The organism is Streptomyces sp. URMC 129 (assembly GCF_051386415.1).
Lineage (GTDB): Bacteria > Actinomycetota > Actinomycetes > Streptomycetales > Streptomycetaceae > Streptomyces.
This window is the reverse complement of the sequence record NZ_JBPQTQ010000028.1, coordinates 22,668-40,984: the sequence shown is the minus strand read 5'-3', so window position 1 is coordinate 40,984 and position 18,317 is coordinate 22,668. Positions and strand designations below refer to the sequence as shown.

The window sequence follows — 18,317 nt, the reverse complement described above, 5'->3', positions numbered from 1 at the left end:
CGCAGGTCAGATGGGTGGACTCGGTTGGTGTCGCGGGGCCTGGAAGGGGCTCGGGGAGCGGGTTGGCTCCCAGATGGCTCCCAGCACCGGGGCTCCGATCCTGAGCATCTGCCGCGTGTCCCAAGGCGTTCCTACTTCCGACCCGACAAGTCGTCCACCAGAAGGTCGAGGGTGACCTCCTCATGGAGCGCGACCCCGAGAGCGGTCATGGCAGGGGCGAGGTCCGGGTCCCAGGTCGCGCTGACGGGCTGGCCGTCGAGCGGCAGCTGAGGGATTCCCTCGGCCTGGCTTCGAGCGGCCAGGTGCTCGTAGTCCTCGGCGCTCATGCGCCATGGCCGGGCTTCGTAACGGCGGATGATCCGGTTCGCCAGCGCGATGCCCGGCCAGTCGAAATCCCCGTGGTACGCGAAACGGCAGCTGGTGGCGGCGAGGGCGTCGAGGAGTGTGAGGACCACCGTGGCGGCGCTGCCGGAGGTGCACACCAGGGCGTGGACGCAGGCAGCGTCCGCCGCAGCCTCCACCACGCGCGGGTTCTCACAGATGTGGATCACTGTCCCGGCAGGTAGTTGCAGCTGCAGGTTGTGCAGGTCCCGCGAGGTGAGGTGGGCTTCGGCGTGATGGTCGGCCCGCTGCCTCAGGGCCTGCTCCCGCCAGCCTCCGCCGACCGGCCGCAGCCCGTAGGTCAGCACCGTGCTGGAGACCTCGTCCGGCGTGACGGACACCAGCCGCCACAGTGCCCGGCGGCCCGCCGCGTCGCCGGGGAACTCGGTGCCGTGGGCGAGGGCGATGCCGCGTTGGACGAGGCGCGCGAGCCAGGTGCCGTCGTCCAGACCGTGCGCGGACCCGGTGGCCAGGGCGGCGAGTTCTCCTCGGCCTCGGGCGCCACCCCGTTCCGGCCCGAGCAGTACGGTGAGGACCTGGACCGCCTGCTGAAGCGTCCGTACCGCCGTTTCAGGTGTCACTCCTCTCGGGACGCCGGTACGGCGGAGCAGGTCGTACCACTGGCCGGTCCACTCCTGGCCGGCGAGCGGAGTGGCGTCCAGCTCCGAGGCGAGCGACGACCAGACGTGTTCGCGTCGTGCCGCGAGACCGGCGCGGACGGCACGGCGGTCGGTGAGCGGAGAGCCGAGTTCCTCCAAGGCGTCCCTGAGCCCGAGTCCGGCCGCCGAGGCGCGCAGCCGCGTGTCGAGCGCATCGAGGCGCACGATTACGGCAGTACCCGTGACGGGTTTGCCCAGCAGGAGGGACAGGTCGTTGCGTTCCTGGGCGCTCAAGGAGGTCAGCCGGAGGGAACCGGTGGCCTGCACGCCGTTGCTTTCCAGGCGCTTGCGGACCGCTTCCCAGAGCCGGGTGAGCCCGGGACCGGCCAGCCAGTCCCGTGTCGCGACGGGTAGTTTGCTCATACGGACACCAGACGCCGGTGCCGGCCGTTCCAGGTGTAGTGCAGGGTGGCCACCCCGCGCACATGGGGATCGCGGAGGCACTCGTAGATGTGCAGGGACGGCACCTCCGGCCAGTTGCCCATGAGTCGTTCGCTGGTGAGGACGAAGTCGAGGTCGAGGTCGACAAGGATGCGTCCCAGCCGCCCGTGGGTGGGTTCGTCGACCTTGGCGAAGGCGTCGTCGAGCAGGATCAGCCGTGGCGCGTGGGGTGCCGACTCGGCGAGGCTGGTGAAGTGGGCGGCAGCCGCGGCGAAGAGCACGAGGTAGGAGAGCACTCGCTGTTCGCCCTGGCTGAGCCCGGTGCGGCCGGTCAGTTTGCGTTTGCGTCCCGGGGCGGCGTCCTCGACCACGAAGGTGTGGAAGCGGAACCAGTCGCGGTAGTCGAGCGCGGTCCGCAGGTGGGCGGCGTAACCGGCTGAGGGATCGGCTCGTCGGGCATCCTCGATCCGGCGTTGCAGCACCTCGCGAAGCTGCTCGGTCTGCTCACGCGTGCGCAGGCTCGACGGGCTGCGCAGCAGCTCTACGGCCGCCCTGACGTCCGCGTCCACGTCCTCGTCCAGCTTCCACAGCAGTTCCACGCCGAGACCGTGGGAGGTGCGTACGGTCCGCAGTGTGTCGTTGAGAGCCGCGACCAGGTTCGCCGCGGTGATGACCTGGGCCGAGAGGTGGTCGCCGAGTTCGCCGGTCAGGAATCGCTGGAACACCTCGCGTTCGCGTTCGGTGAGCCGCCCTCGGGCCTCTGCGGCCTGGATGGCGATCCGCTCGCCCACGGCCGCGACGTCGTGGGAGCCGTGGTCGTCGATCAGGCGACACACCTTGATCCCGTCGCGTTCCTCCAGTTGCGCGTCGTAGCCGCCGGCCAGCTGGTCGCGCAGTTCGGTGTGCCGGTTGAGCAGGGTGCTGTCCGAAACCTCGCCCTTCGGGCGGCCGAGGGTCTGTTCAACGGCGTGGGCCAGTGTCCGCAGTGCTCGCAGACGGCTGCGGACGTCCGAGCCGGGATCGTCCGCCACGTCCTCGGGCAGTGAGGATCGGTCCAGCCCGGCGCCGCGCACCACCTCCGGCCGGCCGAGTGCGCCGCGAAGGGCGCCGCCGGTTGTGATGACCGCCGTCTCCTGGGCGGCCAGGTCCTCGCGCAGACGCTTCTCCTCCTCTTCTGCACGCACGCGCCGGTCGTGGAGGGCGTCGCGGGCCCGCTGTGCGGCCGGGAGGGCCTGGACGGCGTGCGCGATGCGTCGCCTGGTTCCCTGCTCGCGGGTGAGGATCTCTTCTTCGGTCGCCCCGATGGCCTCCTCGCGGGTGCGCAGGTCCTGTTGCGCGCTGCGCAGCCCGGTGAGGCGGAGCCGGTAGTTCTCCTCCGCGTCCAGGCGGTCTGTCCGGGCGCGTTCGTACCGTTCGGCATCGGCGTGATGGGCGCCGAGCCGCTCGCCCGTGTTGCCGATCGCCCGGCGAAGATGCCCGATGCCGGTGAGCAGGGCAGCCAGAGCGGTGCGTACGCGCTCCAGCTCGACTGGGTCGCTGGGCAGGTCATGGGCGGTGGCGGTGGCGTCCGCCTCGGTGCGTGCGGCTACGGCGAGAACGCGGGCCTCCTCGGCCAGCCGTGCTGCACGGGTCGCCTTGGCGGTCAGCTCACGGAGAGTCCTCTCATCCGACTCGACCCTGCTCCAGGCGGCGGCGAGACCTCGTGCCCGGGGGAAGTCCTGCTCCGCGAGCCTGAGGGCCCGGCGCCGGGCATCGGCATCGGTGAGTTCCTTACGGGCGTCGGTCAGCCGCTGCTCCGTCTGCGTGAGCCGCTCCTCCAGCTCGGCCAGGATGCGCCGCCGGGTCTCGGCGCGTACAGCGGCTCCCACGTACTCGGCTTCACTCTTGTGGTGCCGGCCGCTGAGGATGCCCAGACGCCAGCTCCCGTCGTAGTACACCGCGTCATGAGCGGTCGTTTCCTCGGCCGGTGCGAGCGCGATGGCGGTCAGCAGGTGTTCCACATGCTCAGACGTGACCCCGCACCCAGGCTGGGGTGCTGGGCGCAGGGCCGAGGCGAGGGTCGGCCCGTCCGGCAGCGCGGGCCCCAGGCGCAGCAGAGTGTCACGAGTGCCGGGATCGACAAGGGCGCCGTCCGCGCCGACCCACCCGTCCAGAATCCCGCTGGCCTCCAGCGCCGCTTCCAGCCCGGCCCGATGCGCGGGGCTCAGATCATCCGCGAAGTCCACCAGCCGGTAGAAGGGTGCCCCGGTGCCCGGTGTCCTTCCGGCGACGCGATGGTAGGGGACCGGCGGCTCGGGATCGGTACGTCGCTCCCAGTCACGCTTCTGACGCGCCAGGCGGTCGAGTTCCTCGTCGAGCCGGCCGGCGGTGACCGCGAGGGCGTCGCGACGCCCGGTGAGCTCCTCGCCGTACGGCTCCAGTGCGGCATGGGCGGCCTGCCACGCCTGGCTGTCGATGTCGGGCGGCAGCGTGCGGTCCGCGAACGGGGCGTCGGCGGAGCTCTCGCAGGCGACCGCTGCGTGGACGGCGTCCAGCGGCGGGCAGTCGGACCCGACGTCGGTCCGCGTGCGTGTCACCCACTCGGCGCCCCGGCGGCTATAGGCACCGCTCTCCTCGGCGACCTTCTCGCGGTTGGCGTCGAGACGGCCGGCGGCATCCTCCGCCTCGCCCTCCAGCCGTTCCCGCTCGGTGTCGGCCTGCACCGCCCGGCTTCGGGCCTTCTCGGCCCGCGCGGTGAGACGCGTCACCTCCTGGACCATCCGGGCCCGGTTCTTCACGACCGTCTCGGCGGCCTCCAGCTGTTCCTGCCAAGACCGCAGTCCTTCCTGCACCGCGGCCGTGTCCACGAAGACGACCGATGGCTGCTGCACGGCGTGCGTCTCCCCGTCCGGGGCGGTCAGCTCCGACTCGGCGGCCTGGGAGCGGACCGTGCGGGGCAGGGCGACTGCCTCGCCGAGATGGCCGGTGGGAAGCCCGGCCTTCTCCGCCTGCGTCAGCATCTCCCGCTGTTCGGTGCCCAGTTCGGCGAGCCGGCTCCCGAGATGTTCGACACCGTCGGCCAGCCGCTCGGCCGCGCCCTCCTCCGCGCCGTATGCGTTGCTGAGGGCGGTGAAGGCGGCCACGGCGGCGGTGTGCAGCGCCTCGACCGTGCTGCGGCGTTCCGACAGTTCGTGCAGGCTGCGGTAGGCGTGGCTGTCGTGCAGGGCGGCGAGATCGGTCCGGGCGGCTTCTTCCTCTTCGCGCAGGGTTTCCAGCCGGGCTTCCGACTCCTCCTCCTGCGTCCTCAGCTCGCTCGTCCGCTGTGCGGCGTCTCCGGCCGCCCGGCGTCGCTGCGCGAGCACCTCCAGCTCCTGGCTCACTGCTCGGGCGGAGGTGCGCAGGACCCCGGAAAGGTAGCCGCGGTAACTGGTGAGGAAGGTGCGCAGCGCCGTGTCGGTGCGCTCCAAGCGGCCGAGTTCGTCGCGTACGGCGTCGAGGTCGTGGAGGTTGCGCGCGACCTTCTCGACCACGTCCTCGTCGAGTCCCGGCAGGGTCTCGCTCAGCAGGGACGCCAGTCCCCCATGCTCGATGCGGTCCCCGACCGTGGGCCGCCGGAGCCGGTGGAGGAGCTGGGTGAGGTTGCGGTAGCGGGTCGCGTCGGTGATGCCGAACAGTTCCCGGGCCACCCGCGAGCGGTGGAGGACCGCGCGATCGGTGACATTGCCGGAGCCGACGATCTCCTTGAGCCGGTCGACCGGCAAGGGTTTTCCGCCTTCGACCAGGTGCAGGTCCTCACCGACGCGCAGCGGAGTGACGAAGAACGTCGGCAGCGCTTTCTGCGTCGACTTCGAGGCGCGGATGGCGGCGCCGAGGGTGAGATGGCGGCTGTCTCCGCCCTCGGTCGGGCCTCGGAATTCCACCCACAGGTAGCCGAGACGGTTGGTCTGCTCGAACCCGTCCAGCATCAGCCAGGCGAGGGTGGTCCTGCCGGTGCCCGTCGCGTCCAGTGCCCGTGAGTCGCCGTCCAGCAGATACGGGAGCAGCATTTCCAGGGCCTTGGACTTACCCGCACCGTTCTTGCCCCGCAGCAGCAGCCGCCCGTCGCCGAAGACGAACTCCTGCTCGTCGTACTGCCAGACGTTCTGGATGCCCGCGCGGTGCAGCCGGAAGCGGGTGCCGGCGGTCGTCGCGGGGCCGGAACGCGGCAGCGGGACGAGGTCACGCGCATCGGTGGTCACAGCGGCAACTCCTCTTGGACATCAGCGCCCTTGCCGACTGCGGTGGCCGGACGCATGGTCACCTGGGTGGCGTAGCGTGCCGCCGCGGCCAGCAGCACCCAGCCGTCAGCGCCGGGACGTGCCCCGCGGACACCGGTCACGGTGCGCCCCTCCGGTGCCTCTTCGGCGTACCCCTCCGGCAGTCCGTCTCCCTCGGCACGCAGTCGTCCGGTCCGGGCCATCAGCCGCATGCGGGCCAGCAGGTCCAGCACGGCCTCCCGCAGGGCGGAGATGTCCTCCAGGTAACCGCGCTGCCAGTTGCTGCGCTGTCCGTACTCGGCGACCAGTTCGGCCAGCAGCTCGTCCACGAGGCCGTCCGGGACGGCCACGCCGATCACGAGCGTCCCTCCGGTCGCCGGGTGTCCGGGCTCCTGCGGCCGAAGTCGCTCCACGAGCCGTTCCACCAGCAGCAGCGCGGCCTGCGCCACCGTCCCGGTGCCGGGCAGGTGCAGATCCGTGAGCTCGTCCTCAGGGTCCACCAACGCCACCCCCTCGGCGCGGATCTCCATCTCCAGGCCCAGGAGTTCGGAGAACGCCTGCGCTTCCCGGCGCTGCCGGGTGCGCAACCAGTCGCGTTCGGCGTCGGTCAGCTCGTCGAGGTAGACGACGGGTGTTTCGACGAGCATCCGGCGCACATAAGTGCGAGGTCCGCCGAATCCCGGGTCCGCCGCCCGCCGGACCAAGTCGGCGCCGTCACGGGCCTGGGCGAGCGGGCCGGCGACGACGACGCGGGCCAGCTCGCGGTCCACTGTGATCAGGGCCTCCCCGCCCACATCCTGCGCGAGTGCGGTCACATGGCCCTCGGTCTCGATGAGGACGCCCCACTCGACCAACAGGCGCAGAGCCGCTACCAAGGTCCGTTTCCCGGCCGCCCTGCCCGTCTCCTCCAGCTCGACCTCCGCGTCGGCCGCGGCGGCCCGGATGTCGGCCACCAGCTGTGACAGCAGAAGTTGTTCGGGGGCGGTCACCAGTACGGAGAGGGCAAGCGCGAGGCAGGCGTACGTGTGCGGGCTGAACGGGGTGCCGGTGGAGCGCTCCAGCCGGTGGCCCGCGCCTGCCCCCAGCCCCGCCTTGAACAGCCGCGCGTAGGAGCTGTCGACCAGCAGGCGGTAGCCGAGCACCTGCTGGAACCGCTTGCTCAGCCAGTCGGCGTGCCTGCGGATCAGCGGGAAGAGGTCGGCGTGCGGGCCGTCCGAGGTGACCAGCGGATGGCCGAGCAGCAGCCGGGCGGCGCTGCGGCGCTCGGCGGCCAGGGCCACGTCGTGTGCCGAGGGGAGGGTCATGACACGCTCACCTCGGCATCGCTGTCGCTCGTGTCGGAGGAGGCACGGCCGATGTCCAGTTCCAGGTCGTCCAGCAGCAGGTCGCCGTCGACCGAGTGCAAGACGCACCGCGCATCTGCGCTGCGTCGTACGGTGAGCCGGATGCCCAGCTCGGCGTCCTCGCTGCGCGCCTGGTCGAGGTCGAATTCCGTCGCGCCCACCCGGTCCGTGCCGGCGCGACGGCGGAGCTGCGCGTTCCCGAGTGCGGTGGCCAGCAGCTCGAGAAGCAGACCGAGCGCTGCAGAGGTGAGCCGTACCTCGGCGAACCGGCCCGAGGCGCTGCGCAGTTCGTCCGCCGCCGCCGTCCTGGCCGCCGCCCGCTCACGGGCGGCCTCCCGCAGCCGCCGCTTCTGCGCGGAGTGGTCCTCCACCGCGGACGTCCGGCCCCGCTGGGCGCGGCTGCCCCTTTCCCGCAGGGCCACCGGCACCTCGACCACCGGCCCGGTCCACCAGCTCGTATAGGCGGGCACCACCTCGTCGGTGGCCGGGGGTATGCCCAGATGGCGCGCGCCGTAGAGCCCAAAGGCGGCGACGGCGATGTCGTGCGCGTCCTGCGGCGCCGCTTCCTCGAACCACCGGGCCAGCCGCAGCAGGTCCTTGCGCCGGGACATCTCCCCGGTGGCCGACCGCAGCATCCGCTTGGCGTTGGCGAGCAGCGACTGCAACGCGCGCAGGGTGGCGTCCCGCAGTTGATCGACCTGGCTGCCCTGCCCGTCGGTGTCGCTGAACCAGCCGCACAGGCCCTCCCAGTCCGCGAGCTCGCGCCCACGGCTGCGCTGCACCCGTGTCTCCAGGCGGCCGTCGCCCTGCGGTGACAGCCCGGTGAGGCCCTGTGCGTGGGCGTCCAGCCGGGCCAGCAGACCCGGGACGTGCGGCCAGAGCGTGTCCAGCGCCGCTGAGATCCGGGGTGCGCGGAAGGCGACGTCCTCCGTGATCGCCTCGACGTAGTCGAGGAGCAGCTCCTTGAAGCCCTGGTACTCGGTGCTGTCCAGGTCGTACCGGGCCAGCACCTGGCCGAGGTAGGCGTAGAAGTCCCGGATGGAATCCGCGAACTCGGTGAACTGCACGAACAGCGTGCTGACCCGCTCCAGTCCGTCCTGTGGTTCGATGCCGCCGGGCGCGGTCACGAGCTCGGCCAGCTCCCTGAGCCCCCGCTCGACCAGGGCGAGCAGCTCGTTGCTCACCTCGCGGACGGCGTCCGCCTCGGCCAGGACGCCATCGGCGTCCCGCTGGATGCGCTCGCCCAGCTTTGACAGCTGGTAGCGAGCACGGGACCGCTGGTACTCGCTGATGCTGGACGCTTTCACGGTGTGGCTGCTGCGCAGCAGGTTGCCCCACCGCACCAGCTGTTCCAGGCGGACGGTGAGCGTGTCGGCGTCGAGCCCGACGGCAGGGCCCCCGGCCTGGCGCAGCTTCGCCAGGACGTCCGGGACGGCCAGGTCCGCCAGCAGGGTCCCGCAGAAAACCCGCATGATCGCGAGGTGCTCCAGCCGCTCGGGCGCGCTGAGGTAGGTGTAGGCGTCCAGCCGCCTGTGTGCATCCTGGCCGGTGTCCTGAGCTGAGCCGGTTGTGAGTCCCACCATGCCCGGTGACGTTACGCGGCGCGCTCAGACGTCGCCGCCAGGTGGCCTGAAATACTCCATGGATTGCCCAACCGGGCGTTCTCGTGTGCTGATTGAATGATCGGGAAGAGTTACTGCTCTGTCGCCTGGGTGAGGATCTGAACTCGCAAGGCTCCGGGGGCGGAAGGCACGGAACCAGCCTCTGGCACTCCCCTGGGTCGGAGATACTGGCGTTTCCGTGACGTCCTGGGGCCTGTCTGCAGCATGCTGTGCCTTGGTGATCACGCTCCGGCATCGATGGCGTTGGTGAAGGAATCTGCCCAGGTGGCGACCGCGACGGAGTATCCGCAAGGACCGGCGAGCAGTACCTCGGAGGCAGCGCCTATTCCACCGGTCCCGGAGCCGGGGCAGGTCGTCGAGGTCCGAGCTCCACTTGGGCTGTGTCCGAGATCCAGAAGCAGGGCCTTCCCCGTAGCCCCGCCGATGAGGGCGTGCCGGGACTGGGTAAATCGGCACCTGTGCTCGGCCGGGAGATCGGCAAACCCGAGCGGGAGATGAACGTGCTGCTGCACAGGTATGGCTACCTGACAGGCGAGCCAGGCGCGTACTCCCTAACCGACAAGGGAGAGAAGTACGGCACCCAAGAGGATCATTACAGGGGCAACCGTCCGGTCCCTGCGCTACTACCTCCAGTGGACCACAACGACATGGAGCGATGAGACTCTCGCGGCTCTGCTGAACGACATGACCAATGCTCCAACTCCGCCCGAGCCCGCCGAGTCGTTCCCTGACGACGACGTGACCGACGCCGAAGCCGAGCCGGTCGGTGCCGCTGACCGGGGTGCATCCGGTAGCACCGGTACGCGTGTCGATCTGCGAATGGTTGCGATCGCTGCTGCGCTGCTGGTCGGGGCGGAGGCTGCGCAGATCGCGGCTCCGCACGCGCAACGCTGGTGATCGGAGACTGCCATGCCCGCGACATCGCGTGTGTGCTGAAGCGACTGAAGCGGCAGGACCCGTCGGACAACGACGCCGAGACGTAAGCCTGAGGCCGCTGTCGCGGTAGAAAGCATCAACGGCTTCTCCATGGCATGTCAGGCGCTGCCATGGCGGGGGGGAAGAAGGACCACCAGGGGAGCCGGGTTCCGACGTTGGCTCCCACATGGCTCCCAAGAGGCCCCGGAAACGAGTCAGGGGCCCGACCCGCTTAGCGGATCAAGCCCCTGATCTGGTACTTCATCTGTCGGGGTGGCGGGATTTGAACCCACGACCTCTTCGTCCCGAAGTAACTGGGGTCTGGGCTGAGCCATGGGATCGCGCGGCCTTACCTGCGCTGATAAGTACGCAGACTGAACCGTTCCGGGTTCGATGGAGGCTCTATGCGTTGACTCCAGCCGCCGGTTGGGGCTGGCGTTGAGCGTAGTGGTTGGTCTCGTGCTCGTGGGGTGGGATGTCTCCGATCGCGGTGTGTAGGCGCTGGTTGTTGAACCAGTCGACCCATTCCGCGGTGCTGAGTTCGATGTCGGCCAGGCCGTGCCAGGGCCTGCGGGGCTTGATCAGCTCGGTTTTGTAGAGGCCGATCTGGGATTCCATGAGCGCGTTGTCCAGAGCGTAGCCGACGGTGCCGATCGAGGCATCGATGCCGGCCTCGAGCAGGTGGGCGGTGAACGCGAAAGACGTGTACTGGCTGCCCGCGTCCGAGTGATGAACGAGCCCGGGACCTGCAGGGATGCCGGCCCGCTCGCGGCGCCACAGGGCCATGTCGAGGGCGTCGAGGACGAGCTTGGCCCGCTTGCTGGTCGCGGCCGACCAGCCCACGATCGCCCGGGAGAACACGTCCACGACGAAGGCGACGTAGACGATGCCGGACCAGGTGGCGACATAGGTGAAGTCGGCGACCCACCGCTCGTTCGGACGGGATGCGGTGAAATCACGTCCCAGTAGGTCAGAGGCCCGCTCATGACCGTCGTCGCGGATGGTGGTTCGGATCTTCTTGCCGCGTCGGGCACCCTCAAGACCGAGGTCACGCATCAGCCGTGCGACCGTGCAGCGGGCCACGGGTATGCCCTCGCGGTGCAGCTGCCGCCAGACCTTCCGCACTCCGTAGACACCGAAGGTGTCGGCGTGGACGCGGCTGATCTGCGTTCTCAGCTCCGCGTCGCGGACCGACCGCGAACTGGGGGCGCGGGTCCTGGCGGCGTAGTAGGTGCTCGTCGCGATCTTCAGTTCGTGGCTGGTCAGGACTTTGCAGATCGGCTCGACTCCGAACACCTGCCGGTGGGTGTCGATGAACGCTACGAGCGCTTCGACGGCCGGTCGAGCTCGGCCGCGAAAAAAGCCGAGGCCGCCTTGAGGATCTCGTTCGCCCTGCGCAGCTCGGCGTTCTCGGCCCGCAGCCGCTTGATCTCCGCGACCTCCGCCGAAGTCACCCCGGGACGCTGGCCGGCGTCGACCCCGGCCTTGCGGACCCACGTCCGCACCGCCTCAGCGGAACCGATGCCCAGCATCGCGGCGACCGCCTTCATCGCGGCCCACTCAGTTGGGTAGTTGGGGCGGACCTCCGCGACCATGCGCACCGCACGCTCACGAAGCTCAGCAGGGTAAGGGGACGGACGGGCCATGGCTCGATCCTCTCAGGGAATCGAGCCTCCATCGAACCCGGAACGGTTCACTCACCAGGTGCGGCTCCCGGTGCACGGGATTGGCGGCGCCTCAACCCAGTCCCACGGGCAGTTCGTCAACCCACGTCGCTGGGGCCGTCGCACAGTTCATCAGCGTCGAGCTGTGGTGCACACGGCTCCGGAGAGCTGTTGTGGGCCCTGCGTATGTGCTGGCCAAGGCCTCACGACGGCGCTGGGCGGCAAGCTCACTCCACAAGTGAGCCATGGGCGCCCCATGCGAGGTCCCCATGTCCCGAGTCCGACGGGCACGAGAGCTCTCGCTCGACTTAAAGCCTCCTCGAGCAACAAGATTTGACAGGCTCTCATCGTGCTGAGAAGCTGACATCTCTTCAAGAGGTCATCACGCAAGGGGAAGATGTGGCAAGGAATCTCGCAGTGGGGTACGCTCATGAGTGCGCCATCCGAGACACCTACGCACGACGACTCGAGGACTTCCGGCCGCAGGAGCGCCTGATCCGGACGGAGTTGACGTATCAGGAGGTCGGCCTTCGTGCCGATATGAAGACTGTTGATACGGACAACGTTCTGCGAGTCTGGGAATTCAAAATTCAGGCTGACTACAACGGGCTGGGGCAAGTGCTCACCTATCTGGCCATGGAGCGTAAGAATTCGCCTGGCCGACAAGTTCGTGCAGTTCTCGCCGCCTTCGAATTCGCCGATTCAATCATTGAGACTAACGAGACTCTCAATCTCGGTATTGAAATGATCACGTTGCCACCCGTGCTGCGTCGGGCTGGAAGCGTGCCTTCACAGGTCGTAAATGCCGACAACATCCCCCTTATTCCGCTCGCGACTGAACCTGCGGAATGACGAAACCCCCAGTCCGTCGAGAACGAAAAGGGTGCCACGCATGAGCTTTCCGATGATTCCTTCCACTACCCTCATCCCGGACAGTGAGATCCCCGAAGACGCAAAGTTCTTCGGCCTCAAGATCGTTCGTTTCCAGAGTGACAAGACTGCTCAGGAAGCGTTCCTCGGCAGCAAGTATGAGTTCCAGCATGAGATCGGGCGGCGCCATGCCATCCCGGGCGTGATCCTCGCCCTCAAAGGGGCCTCGCCCAACTATCGAATCACCGCTACGCTACATCCAACGCTTCGGCAATTCACCGAAATTGTCAGGTATAATCCGGCGAACCCGCCAGGTGACGACTATGACGAAATCGGCATGCGCGAGGCGCATCAGCAAACGCAATCGGACTTCAAGGGGGCAAAGAAGGAAAACCTGACACACTTCAGGAACTACAACATCGAGGCCATCCGAGGGGAGCGTGTCGCCTATCTTCCGACGGTAAGTGGATGGCAGTCGAGTTCTGTCTTCGGGCAAACGATCTTCGTCGCGTACGATGAGAGTAATGAGATGGCTCTCTACGGGACACTGTACTTGCCTAAATCTCCCGTAATGCAGTCTGACGGGCAAACGCAGACAGCAGCACTTTTTCAGGCTGCGGGGACGGGTTTGGCAATTAAGGCAGGCGCGCTCGACACCTTCGGCACCACCCTTGAGATTGAACTCAATGTCGACGAGCTCAAGGCGGGCCAGAGCTTCGCTGATCGAAACGGACGCGGGTCGAAGAAGAATAAGAACCTCGTCGCTCGCCTCGACAACTCGTCTGCGCTCGCCATCATCAGGGAGAAGGCTGTTAAGGGAACCATCTTTGATGGCCGCCTTGCAGACGGTCGGACTGGGGGAACCTCAGAGACAGCAACTAAATTCATTGTTGACCTGTCGACCATGGATCAGATGCTGCTTAATGTAATTTGCAAGGGCGGTAAAAAGCCGGAGCAAATTAAGCATCACCATGTCGACCGGTTTGTGCCGTACTGCCGAGAATTTCTCACGCTGCTAGGCGACACCTTCGGCGCTCAATGGGCAGATCCCACTCCGAAGCATTACGAGCCCTACCGACGTCTATACATCCATGGATGGGCATTCGCACAGAAGGCGATCGCGCTTGCCTATCACGAAGCCAAGCGACATGAACTGGAACCGTTGGGCGCCGGCCTGGGCCTTTCCAGCGATCACTCCACACCGACTGAATTGATCGAGGCAGACCGAAAACTGGTCGAGGACGCGAAGGCCAATCCTCCCACTCCTGCACTGTCTCTCGGAGAACTCAAGACGCGACTCTCGTCCATCGACTGGATCAGGTACCGCAAGCATTGGATCGAGGTGACCGGATACAAGCTGGATAAGGATGGAAGGAAGAAGACAAGGGAGATCAAGGACGGAACAGAGGGTGGGAAGAAGACGATCGTCGAAGGCCAGGCTCAGAACACGGCTGCAACGATCGGCTTCGTTCTGAACAAGGTCCTCTCCGACTCTTGGACGGATCTGTGCTCGGACATCGATGCTAAGTAGAGCTGGCCGTGCCTGAACTGTTGCCCCTCGACGTATGTCGAGGGGCACTTTGGGCTTACTGCGCGTCTGAGATCTGGTGAGGTTGGGGAAGATGCGCAGGGATTAGGATTTCGGCAGTCATTACCTCCTTTACCAGAGTTTCCGCTGCTTGTGGCGGGTCGGTGTTTCCTGGCCTCGGTAGGTTAGGTAAGGCACCCTCAGCGCCATTTTTCGTCGAACCACTTGCTCCGCTCTTCCTCAATCTTGGAGAGCACGTCCCGCCAAGGTTCCGCAGGAAGAGCGCGAGAGAGCATTGCATCCAATGACTTCCGGTCGACAAGCTCAATGACGAACCCTTTCTCGGAGGCGCTTCTGGCTGCTTCACGCGCTGGTAATGTGAAGTGATCCGCAGTAGAGACTACGGCCCCCAAAGTTTTTCCTTCAAGTACCATGGTGCCGAGGAGGTTGCGGATCGTCTCAACCGACTCACCTTTAGTAGGGCTTTCCCTTCTCTTAACTTGTACGAGCCAGGAATGCTCCTCGTCCTCGACAAGGAGTACGTCAACACCTCCATCTGCCGGGCGTCCAACGTGACGAACTTCTGTATAGTTCCCAAACTCCTTGAAGACTCGAGCAGTAAGTTTTTCGAGGTATGCCGGCGAGATGCTGTGGTACAGATTTGGGTGCCGTCGGAAGAACTGCGAAATCTCCTGCAGGGTTCCCTCGGGGGCCCGCTCATCGAAGGTGCGAGTTTTCGATGACAGTACGGTAAGGGTGTGTTGATACCAGCCATCACTTCTTATGATTACGCATTCCGATCGAGCCTCATGTAGTCTCCAGTGCCTACAATTCTGGCAATAATCTAGACGGTGTCGAGCCGTGAGGTTGGGTACGTCATCAGGGTTATAAGGATCCTCATGCAGTTCCTCGAACGAATGCATTCGCACATTGCAGAAAGGGCAGCTGGTGTAGACGGTGGGGAGTTCTGCCAGTGTTCCATATGCCTCAACTGCCGTAAGGGATGAGAACTCCTCAAGGTCGCGCCTGGGCTTACTAACGCCATTGAGTAGAATTTCGTTGTCAATTTGTTGTTGCTCGTCCCCCAAATCCTCCGAAGCGGCGGCCACTGCTTCGTCGTAGCAGGGAACAATATCGAGGGACGCGAATTCATCGTCGCCCCAAAGAGTCATTTGCATTTCCGTCGCCCCCGAACTGCTTGTAAGCTAGTCGCCTATCGCCTGTTGCTCTTATACACCGTAGTCACCGTGCCAGGGGTGCCGTTGAACGGAACCCCTTCTTGCATGTTCGGACCTGTACTAGCACCCTTCCCAGTTCCCATCCCGTCTGCCGTCGACCCACACACCGTGGAGCAGACGCGGCCCCTGGTGTCCAGGTGGAGCGCGCCACTGTACGAACGACCTGGACGCCAGGGGCCGCGTCTGCTCGGCTCTGCCCGGGTCGACGGCAGACAGGATGGGAACTCCCTGCGCACGTTGCACTCGGCCAGCACTCGCGAACGGCGCCCCGTCCGTCTCGGAGCCTGAGCGCCCCCGCCGGAGGTACTGTTTTGACCGTGGCCGCGTTCGTGCGGTGCCGCCACTGATGGCCGGACGCTACCCATTCGTGGGCGCGCGTCGGCGCAGCGTGTGCGGAGCGGGGCGAAGGCAGGAGCGCAGCGCGCAGCGGAGCCGGGAAGCGCGCCCGGCGGAGTGGAGCGCAGCTGGGGCTTGAAGTCGTAGAGAAGGTTGTAACTCACTGGGTCTGTCGGCAGTGTGGGCACTGTCGGTCTCACTCGATCTCATAGGCGATGGTCTCGGCGCAGTCCAGGACGAGGCGGAGCTTGGTGAGGATGTCTCGGCGGGCCTGGTTGATCAACTCGTAGTGGTCTGGGCTGTCCCCGCGTGGTGCCCACAAGCCGCGGTGGCCGTGTTCGTTGACGACGTTGCGGCAGTACTGGACCACGGCGTTCACGGCTACGCGGAACTCGTCTCGATAGCCCTGTTCGACCTCAGGGCGGAGTGGTGCCTCGTGGCCCTGGTCGTCGTTGCCGTTGGCGGAGTGCGGGTTGGCATGGGGCCTGTTTGGGGAGTGTCGTGCGGTTGGCGGGTCGTGCCGATAGCAAGTAGCGGCGCCTGGGGCGCCGTGCGCTTCCTCAACGTCCGCCCCTGGCTCGTCGTCGTCATCGCCCTGTTCGGCTTCTACCTCGCCGACACCATCGCCGCCCCCGTCATCGACTCCGGCACACGCTCCGGCGTCGACATCGTCAACGACCAGCAGGACTAAGCCGAACGGCTCGGGACGGCCTCGATACCGCCAAGCATCCCGCCGCCCCGGGCCCGCTCCCACAAAGGAGAGGTCCCATCATCACCCGCACCACCCCGCCCCGCTGCCCGAACTCCGAAAGCTCGCCGCAACCGGCACCCTGTCGGCCCTCGCCCAGCAACTCTCCGGACTCGGCGGCTGCACCCGGCCCATCCGCCTGGTCGGCCACCGCACCGAACACCACGTCAACCCGGCTACAGGCGAGATCGGCGGACTCGCCAGGCCCCTAGCCTCCGGTGACCTGTCGGCCGGCCACCTCCTCACCCGCTGCAACAACCGCCGCGCCATGCGTTGTGCGGCCTGCGCGGAGACCTACCGCCGCGACACCTACCAGCTGATCACCGCCGGCCTGAAAGGCGGTACGGCAGTTTCGTCGGACGCGTTGTCCGTGCTGGGGAACCTCGACATCTTGCCGTTCGGGACGGAAGACGGCCGTCAGCGTGTGATCGCGACGACCTCGACCGTGGCTCCCATGCCCTGGAGGGCAGTAGCCGCCTGAAGGAGCGAGACCTGGGCGAAAGCGAACAGGGAGTCGACGGTGATGGGCGTCCCCCCCTTAAGGAGGATCGCGAAAACAACGGTCGGTGCGCTCAGAGCGTCCATGAACGAGTCGCCGGAGCGGGTCTCGGCGAGACGGGCGAGGAACTTCTGGCGCACGTCTGCGTCGTACCGGAGAGTCTCGATGGAGACCCGGCCCTGAGCGAACAGGTGGTTGAGGTCAGCGGTGCTCTTGTCCGCCTTCTTGACGTGAATGAGCTGACCTTCGGGGCCGAGGATGTCGCAGATCTCCAGCCCACCGCCCTTAAACTTCTTGGTTCGGACGGTCTTCTTGTCAAGCAGGGTGTATCCGGGTTGCTTCGCCGCCTGCTCGTTGTACCACCCCTCGTCCTTGCCCTTGGGCCACGGGGGCAGGACGACCTTAGTGGGGCGGTCGAGCAGTTCCTTGATGCCGTCCTCTATCGCGCTGAGGTACTCCTCGCCCACCTCGTACCAGACGCCCTGCCAGTAGAAGTAGTGGGCAGCGCCCTCGACGACTTCGGTCGTCAACCAGCGGTGCGCTGCGACCTTGCGGCTGATCGGCTCCTCGGCGGCCTGGTCGCCGAACATCTGAACACGCATGTCCTTGAGCGTCTTCAGGCGGCTTCCCGCAGGCAGATCGCGGACAAAGGCGAGGATGTGGTCCAGTTCGAGCTCTTCGACGGCCTCCGTCTTCGTGCCCTTGGAGATGGTGAAGGTGTCGGCGAAACCAAAGCGATCCAGGCATTCACTCGGCGCACTCAGGGCCATCCGCGGCGCATCCGGGTTGCCCAGCATCTCGTCGAGCTTGCCGTCGAGGCGTCGTACGAGTTCTGTCTTGCCTCTGCCCTTGAGGGAGCGGACACTGGCGACGAGGTCGAACCCGGGAAGCGGTTCGGGCTGATCACAGATGTTCTCGATGGCGTTGAGGTCGCTCAGGAGTTCCGTCGGCGTGCGGGCGAGGGGAAGCTTGACGGAGTTGTCACTGCCGGTGATGCGCGCGGAACGGCTGCCGTCCTGGGTGTAGGTGAGGGTGATACCGGAGACGGTTCCGGTGATCTTGCTGACTATGTCGCCGAACCGTTCGATGCCGAAGCCGCGGATGTGCTCGCCGCGCGTCGCGGTGTTCTCGTCGGTACGACCACGAGCGTCCATGAGGTGGTGGCGGACCAGGGTGATGCTGTTCTCGTCGAGGCAGCGGATGGCGAACTCCAGCCCGAAGCCGGAGTCGAGCCGGGACGATTCGATCATCAGATGGCCCATGCCGTAGGTGAGGCCGTAGACGGATCGCCGGGTGCGGACCAACAACAGCCCCGCCGCTGTCCGGTTCTCCTCGTGAGTGGTGAGGCCGGTGAGGGACTCGGCGACCTCGCACCAGGCGCTACGGCCACGGGCAATGGTGCCGGTGACCAGGAGGCCCTGGAGGCCGCCGTGATCGAAAGGCGCGGCCTTGAACCCCTCGCGGCTCAGGTAGTGCTCGGAAACGATGGTGTGCAGATCAAGGTCAGGGCCTTCCGGGGTCCTGATGCGGTACAGGGACGCCTTGTGGGTGGTCGGGGGCTTCTTGCTGCGGGCCATGACTGTCACCTTTCGCCGACGTATCGGTACGGTCGATGGGCAGTGGAACGGCTCGTGCGGGAGAGGGAGCTGAGTCAGTCGTGGCCCGGTGGGTGCTGAAGACGAAGCGTTGAGCTCGTGCGAGCGGCTTCGAGGCCGGCAGCGGCATCCGGAATACGAGTGGCAATACGACGAAGAGCGAGGGGCGCCACCTGGAGCTAGTGCTCACCGTGGCGACCACAGAAGAGTGACACTAGATTGTTAGCACTGTCAACGCGCTAACAGATTTGCTTGGCCGCTACGGGTGTGTACCGTCGTTCTCATGTCTGATGAGGGAACCGC

At 66.6% G+C, this 18,317-nt stretch carries 14 protein-coding genes and 1 other annotated feature; of the genes, 6 read left to right on the top strand and 8 right to left on the bottom strand.

What is annotated here, in order from left to right:
- Window positions 1-131 precede the first annotated feature (131 nt).
- The 4 genes from ACSNOC_RS08575 to ACSNOC_RS08560 are packed head-to-tail and all read right to left on the bottom strand — an operon-like array spanning window position 132 to window position 8,582.
- The gene (locus ACSNOC_RS08575; RefSeq protein ID WP_436746681.1) at window positions 132-1,403 is read right to left on the bottom strand and encodes a TIGR02679 family protein; all 1,272 of its coding nucleotides are present in this window, start codon (window positions 1,401-1,403) and stop codon (window positions 132-134) included.
- Window positions 1,400-5,638 carry a TIGR02680 family protein gene (locus ACSNOC_RS08570; RefSeq protein ID WP_436746680.1) on the bottom strand — a complete coding sequence of 1,413 codons (4,239 nt, stop codon included), beginning with the start codon at window positions 5,636-5,638 and terminating at the stop codon, window positions 1,400-1,402. The genes ACSNOC_RS08575 and ACSNOC_RS08570 overlap by 4 nt, the downstream gene beginning before the upstream one ends.
- Window positions 5,635-6,960 (bottom strand): TIGR02678 family protein, encoded by a 1,326-nt coding sequence (locus ACSNOC_RS08565; protein WP_436746679.1) that lies wholly within the window; start codon window positions 6,958-6,960, stop codon window positions 5,635-5,637. Before ACSNOC_RS08565 ends, ACSNOC_RS08570 begins: the two co-directional genes overlap by 4 nt.
- Window positions 6,957-8,582 (bottom strand): TIGR02677 family protein, encoded by a 1,626-nt coding sequence (locus ACSNOC_RS08560; RefSeq protein ID WP_436746678.1) that lies wholly within the window; start codon window positions 8,580-8,582, stop codon window positions 6,957-6,959. The genes ACSNOC_RS08565 and ACSNOC_RS08560 overlap by 4 nt, the downstream gene beginning before the upstream one ends.
- Before the next feature lie 419 nt (window positions 8,583-9,001).
- Here ACSNOC_RS08560 and ACSNOC_RS08555 point away from each other — a divergent pair, with 419 nt between their 5' ends.
- On the top strand, window positions 9,002-9,280 hold the full coding sequence (locus tag ACSNOC_RS08555; protein ID WP_436746677.1) for a hypothetical protein: 279 nt from the start codon (window positions 9,002-9,004) through the stop codon (window positions 9,278-9,280).
- A 25-nt stretch (window positions 9,281-9,305) separates the two neighbouring features.
- The gene (locus tag ACSNOC_RS08550) at window positions 9,306-9,518 is read left to right on the top strand and encodes a hypothetical protein (protein WP_436746676.1); all 213 of its coding nucleotides are present in this window, start codon (window positions 9,306-9,308) and stop codon (window positions 9,516-9,518) included.
- A gap of 420 nt (window positions 9,519-9,938) precedes the next feature.
- Here ACSNOC_RS08550 and ACSNOC_RS08545 read toward each other — a convergent pair.
- A protein-coding gene (locus ACSNOC_RS08545) for an IS3 family transposase (protein ID WP_436746675.1) occupies window positions 9,939-11,182 on the bottom strand; the annotation gives its coding sequence in 2 pieces (ribosomal slippage) (window positions 9,939-10,900 and window positions 10,900-11,182; 1,245 coding nt in all).
- Window positions 10,773-10,901: a sequence feature (AL1L pseudoknot), on the bottom strand. It overlaps the preceding gene by 129 nt.
- 435 nt (window positions 11,183-11,617) lie before the next feature.
- Between ACSNOC_RS08545 and ACSNOC_RS08540 the strand changes: the two genes are divergently transcribed.
- Together ACSNOC_RS08540 and ACSNOC_RS08535 are read left to right on the top strand one after the other, a co-directional pair.
- Window positions 11,618-12,052 (top strand): hypothetical protein, encoded by a 435-nt coding sequence (locus ACSNOC_RS08540; RefSeq protein WP_436746674.1) that lies wholly within the window; start codon window positions 11,618-11,620, stop codon window positions 12,050-12,052.
- A 40-nt stretch (window positions 12,053-12,092) separates the two neighbouring features.
- Complete coding sequence (locus ACSNOC_RS08535) at window positions 12,093-13,601, top strand: hypothetical protein (protein WP_436746673.1); 1,509 nt, start codon at window positions 12,093-12,095, stop codon at window positions 13,599-13,601.
- Between the two features lie 197 nt (window positions 13,602-13,798).
- Here the strand turns inward: ACSNOC_RS08535 and ACSNOC_RS08530 are convergent, their stop codons facing one another.
- Together ACSNOC_RS08530 and ACSNOC_RS08525 are read right to left on the bottom strand one after the other, a co-directional pair.
- Complete coding sequence (locus ACSNOC_RS08530; protein ID WP_436746672.1) at window positions 13,799-14,770, bottom strand: restriction endonuclease; 972 nt, start codon at window positions 14,768-14,770, stop codon at window positions 13,799-13,801.
- A gap of 598 nt (window positions 14,771-15,368) precedes the next feature.
- On the bottom strand, window positions 15,369-15,551 hold the full coding sequence (locus ACSNOC_RS08525; RefSeq protein WP_436746671.1) for a hypothetical protein: 183 nt from the start codon (window positions 15,549-15,551) through the stop codon (window positions 15,369-15,371).
- 138 nt (window positions 15,552-15,689) lie between these two features.
- Between ACSNOC_RS08525 and ACSNOC_RS08520 the strand changes: the two genes are divergently transcribed.
- Both ACSNOC_RS08520 and ACSNOC_RS08515 read left to right on the top strand, forming a co-directional pair.
- Window positions 15,690-15,863, top strand: coding sequence for a hypothetical protein (locus ACSNOC_RS08520; RefSeq protein ID WP_436746670.1), 174 nt, complete (start codon window positions 15,690-15,692; stop codon window positions 15,861-15,863).
- Between the two features lie 103 nt (window positions 15,864-15,966).
- Window positions 15,967-16,401, top strand: a complete 435-nt coding sequence (locus tag ACSNOC_RS08515; RefSeq protein ID WP_436746692.1) for a replication initiator — start codon at window positions 15,967-15,969, stop codon at window positions 16,399-16,401.
- Here ACSNOC_RS08515 and ACSNOC_RS08510 read toward each other — a convergent pair.
- Window positions 16,338-17,996, bottom strand: a complete 1,659-nt coding sequence (locus ACSNOC_RS08510; protein WP_436746669.1) for a DUF6119 family protein — start codon at window positions 17,994-17,996, stop codon at window positions 16,338-16,340. The two genes, ACSNOC_RS08515 and ACSNOC_RS08510, sit on opposite strands and share 64 nt — an antisense overlap.
- Between the last annotated feature and the right edge of the window lie 321 nt (window positions 17,997-18,317).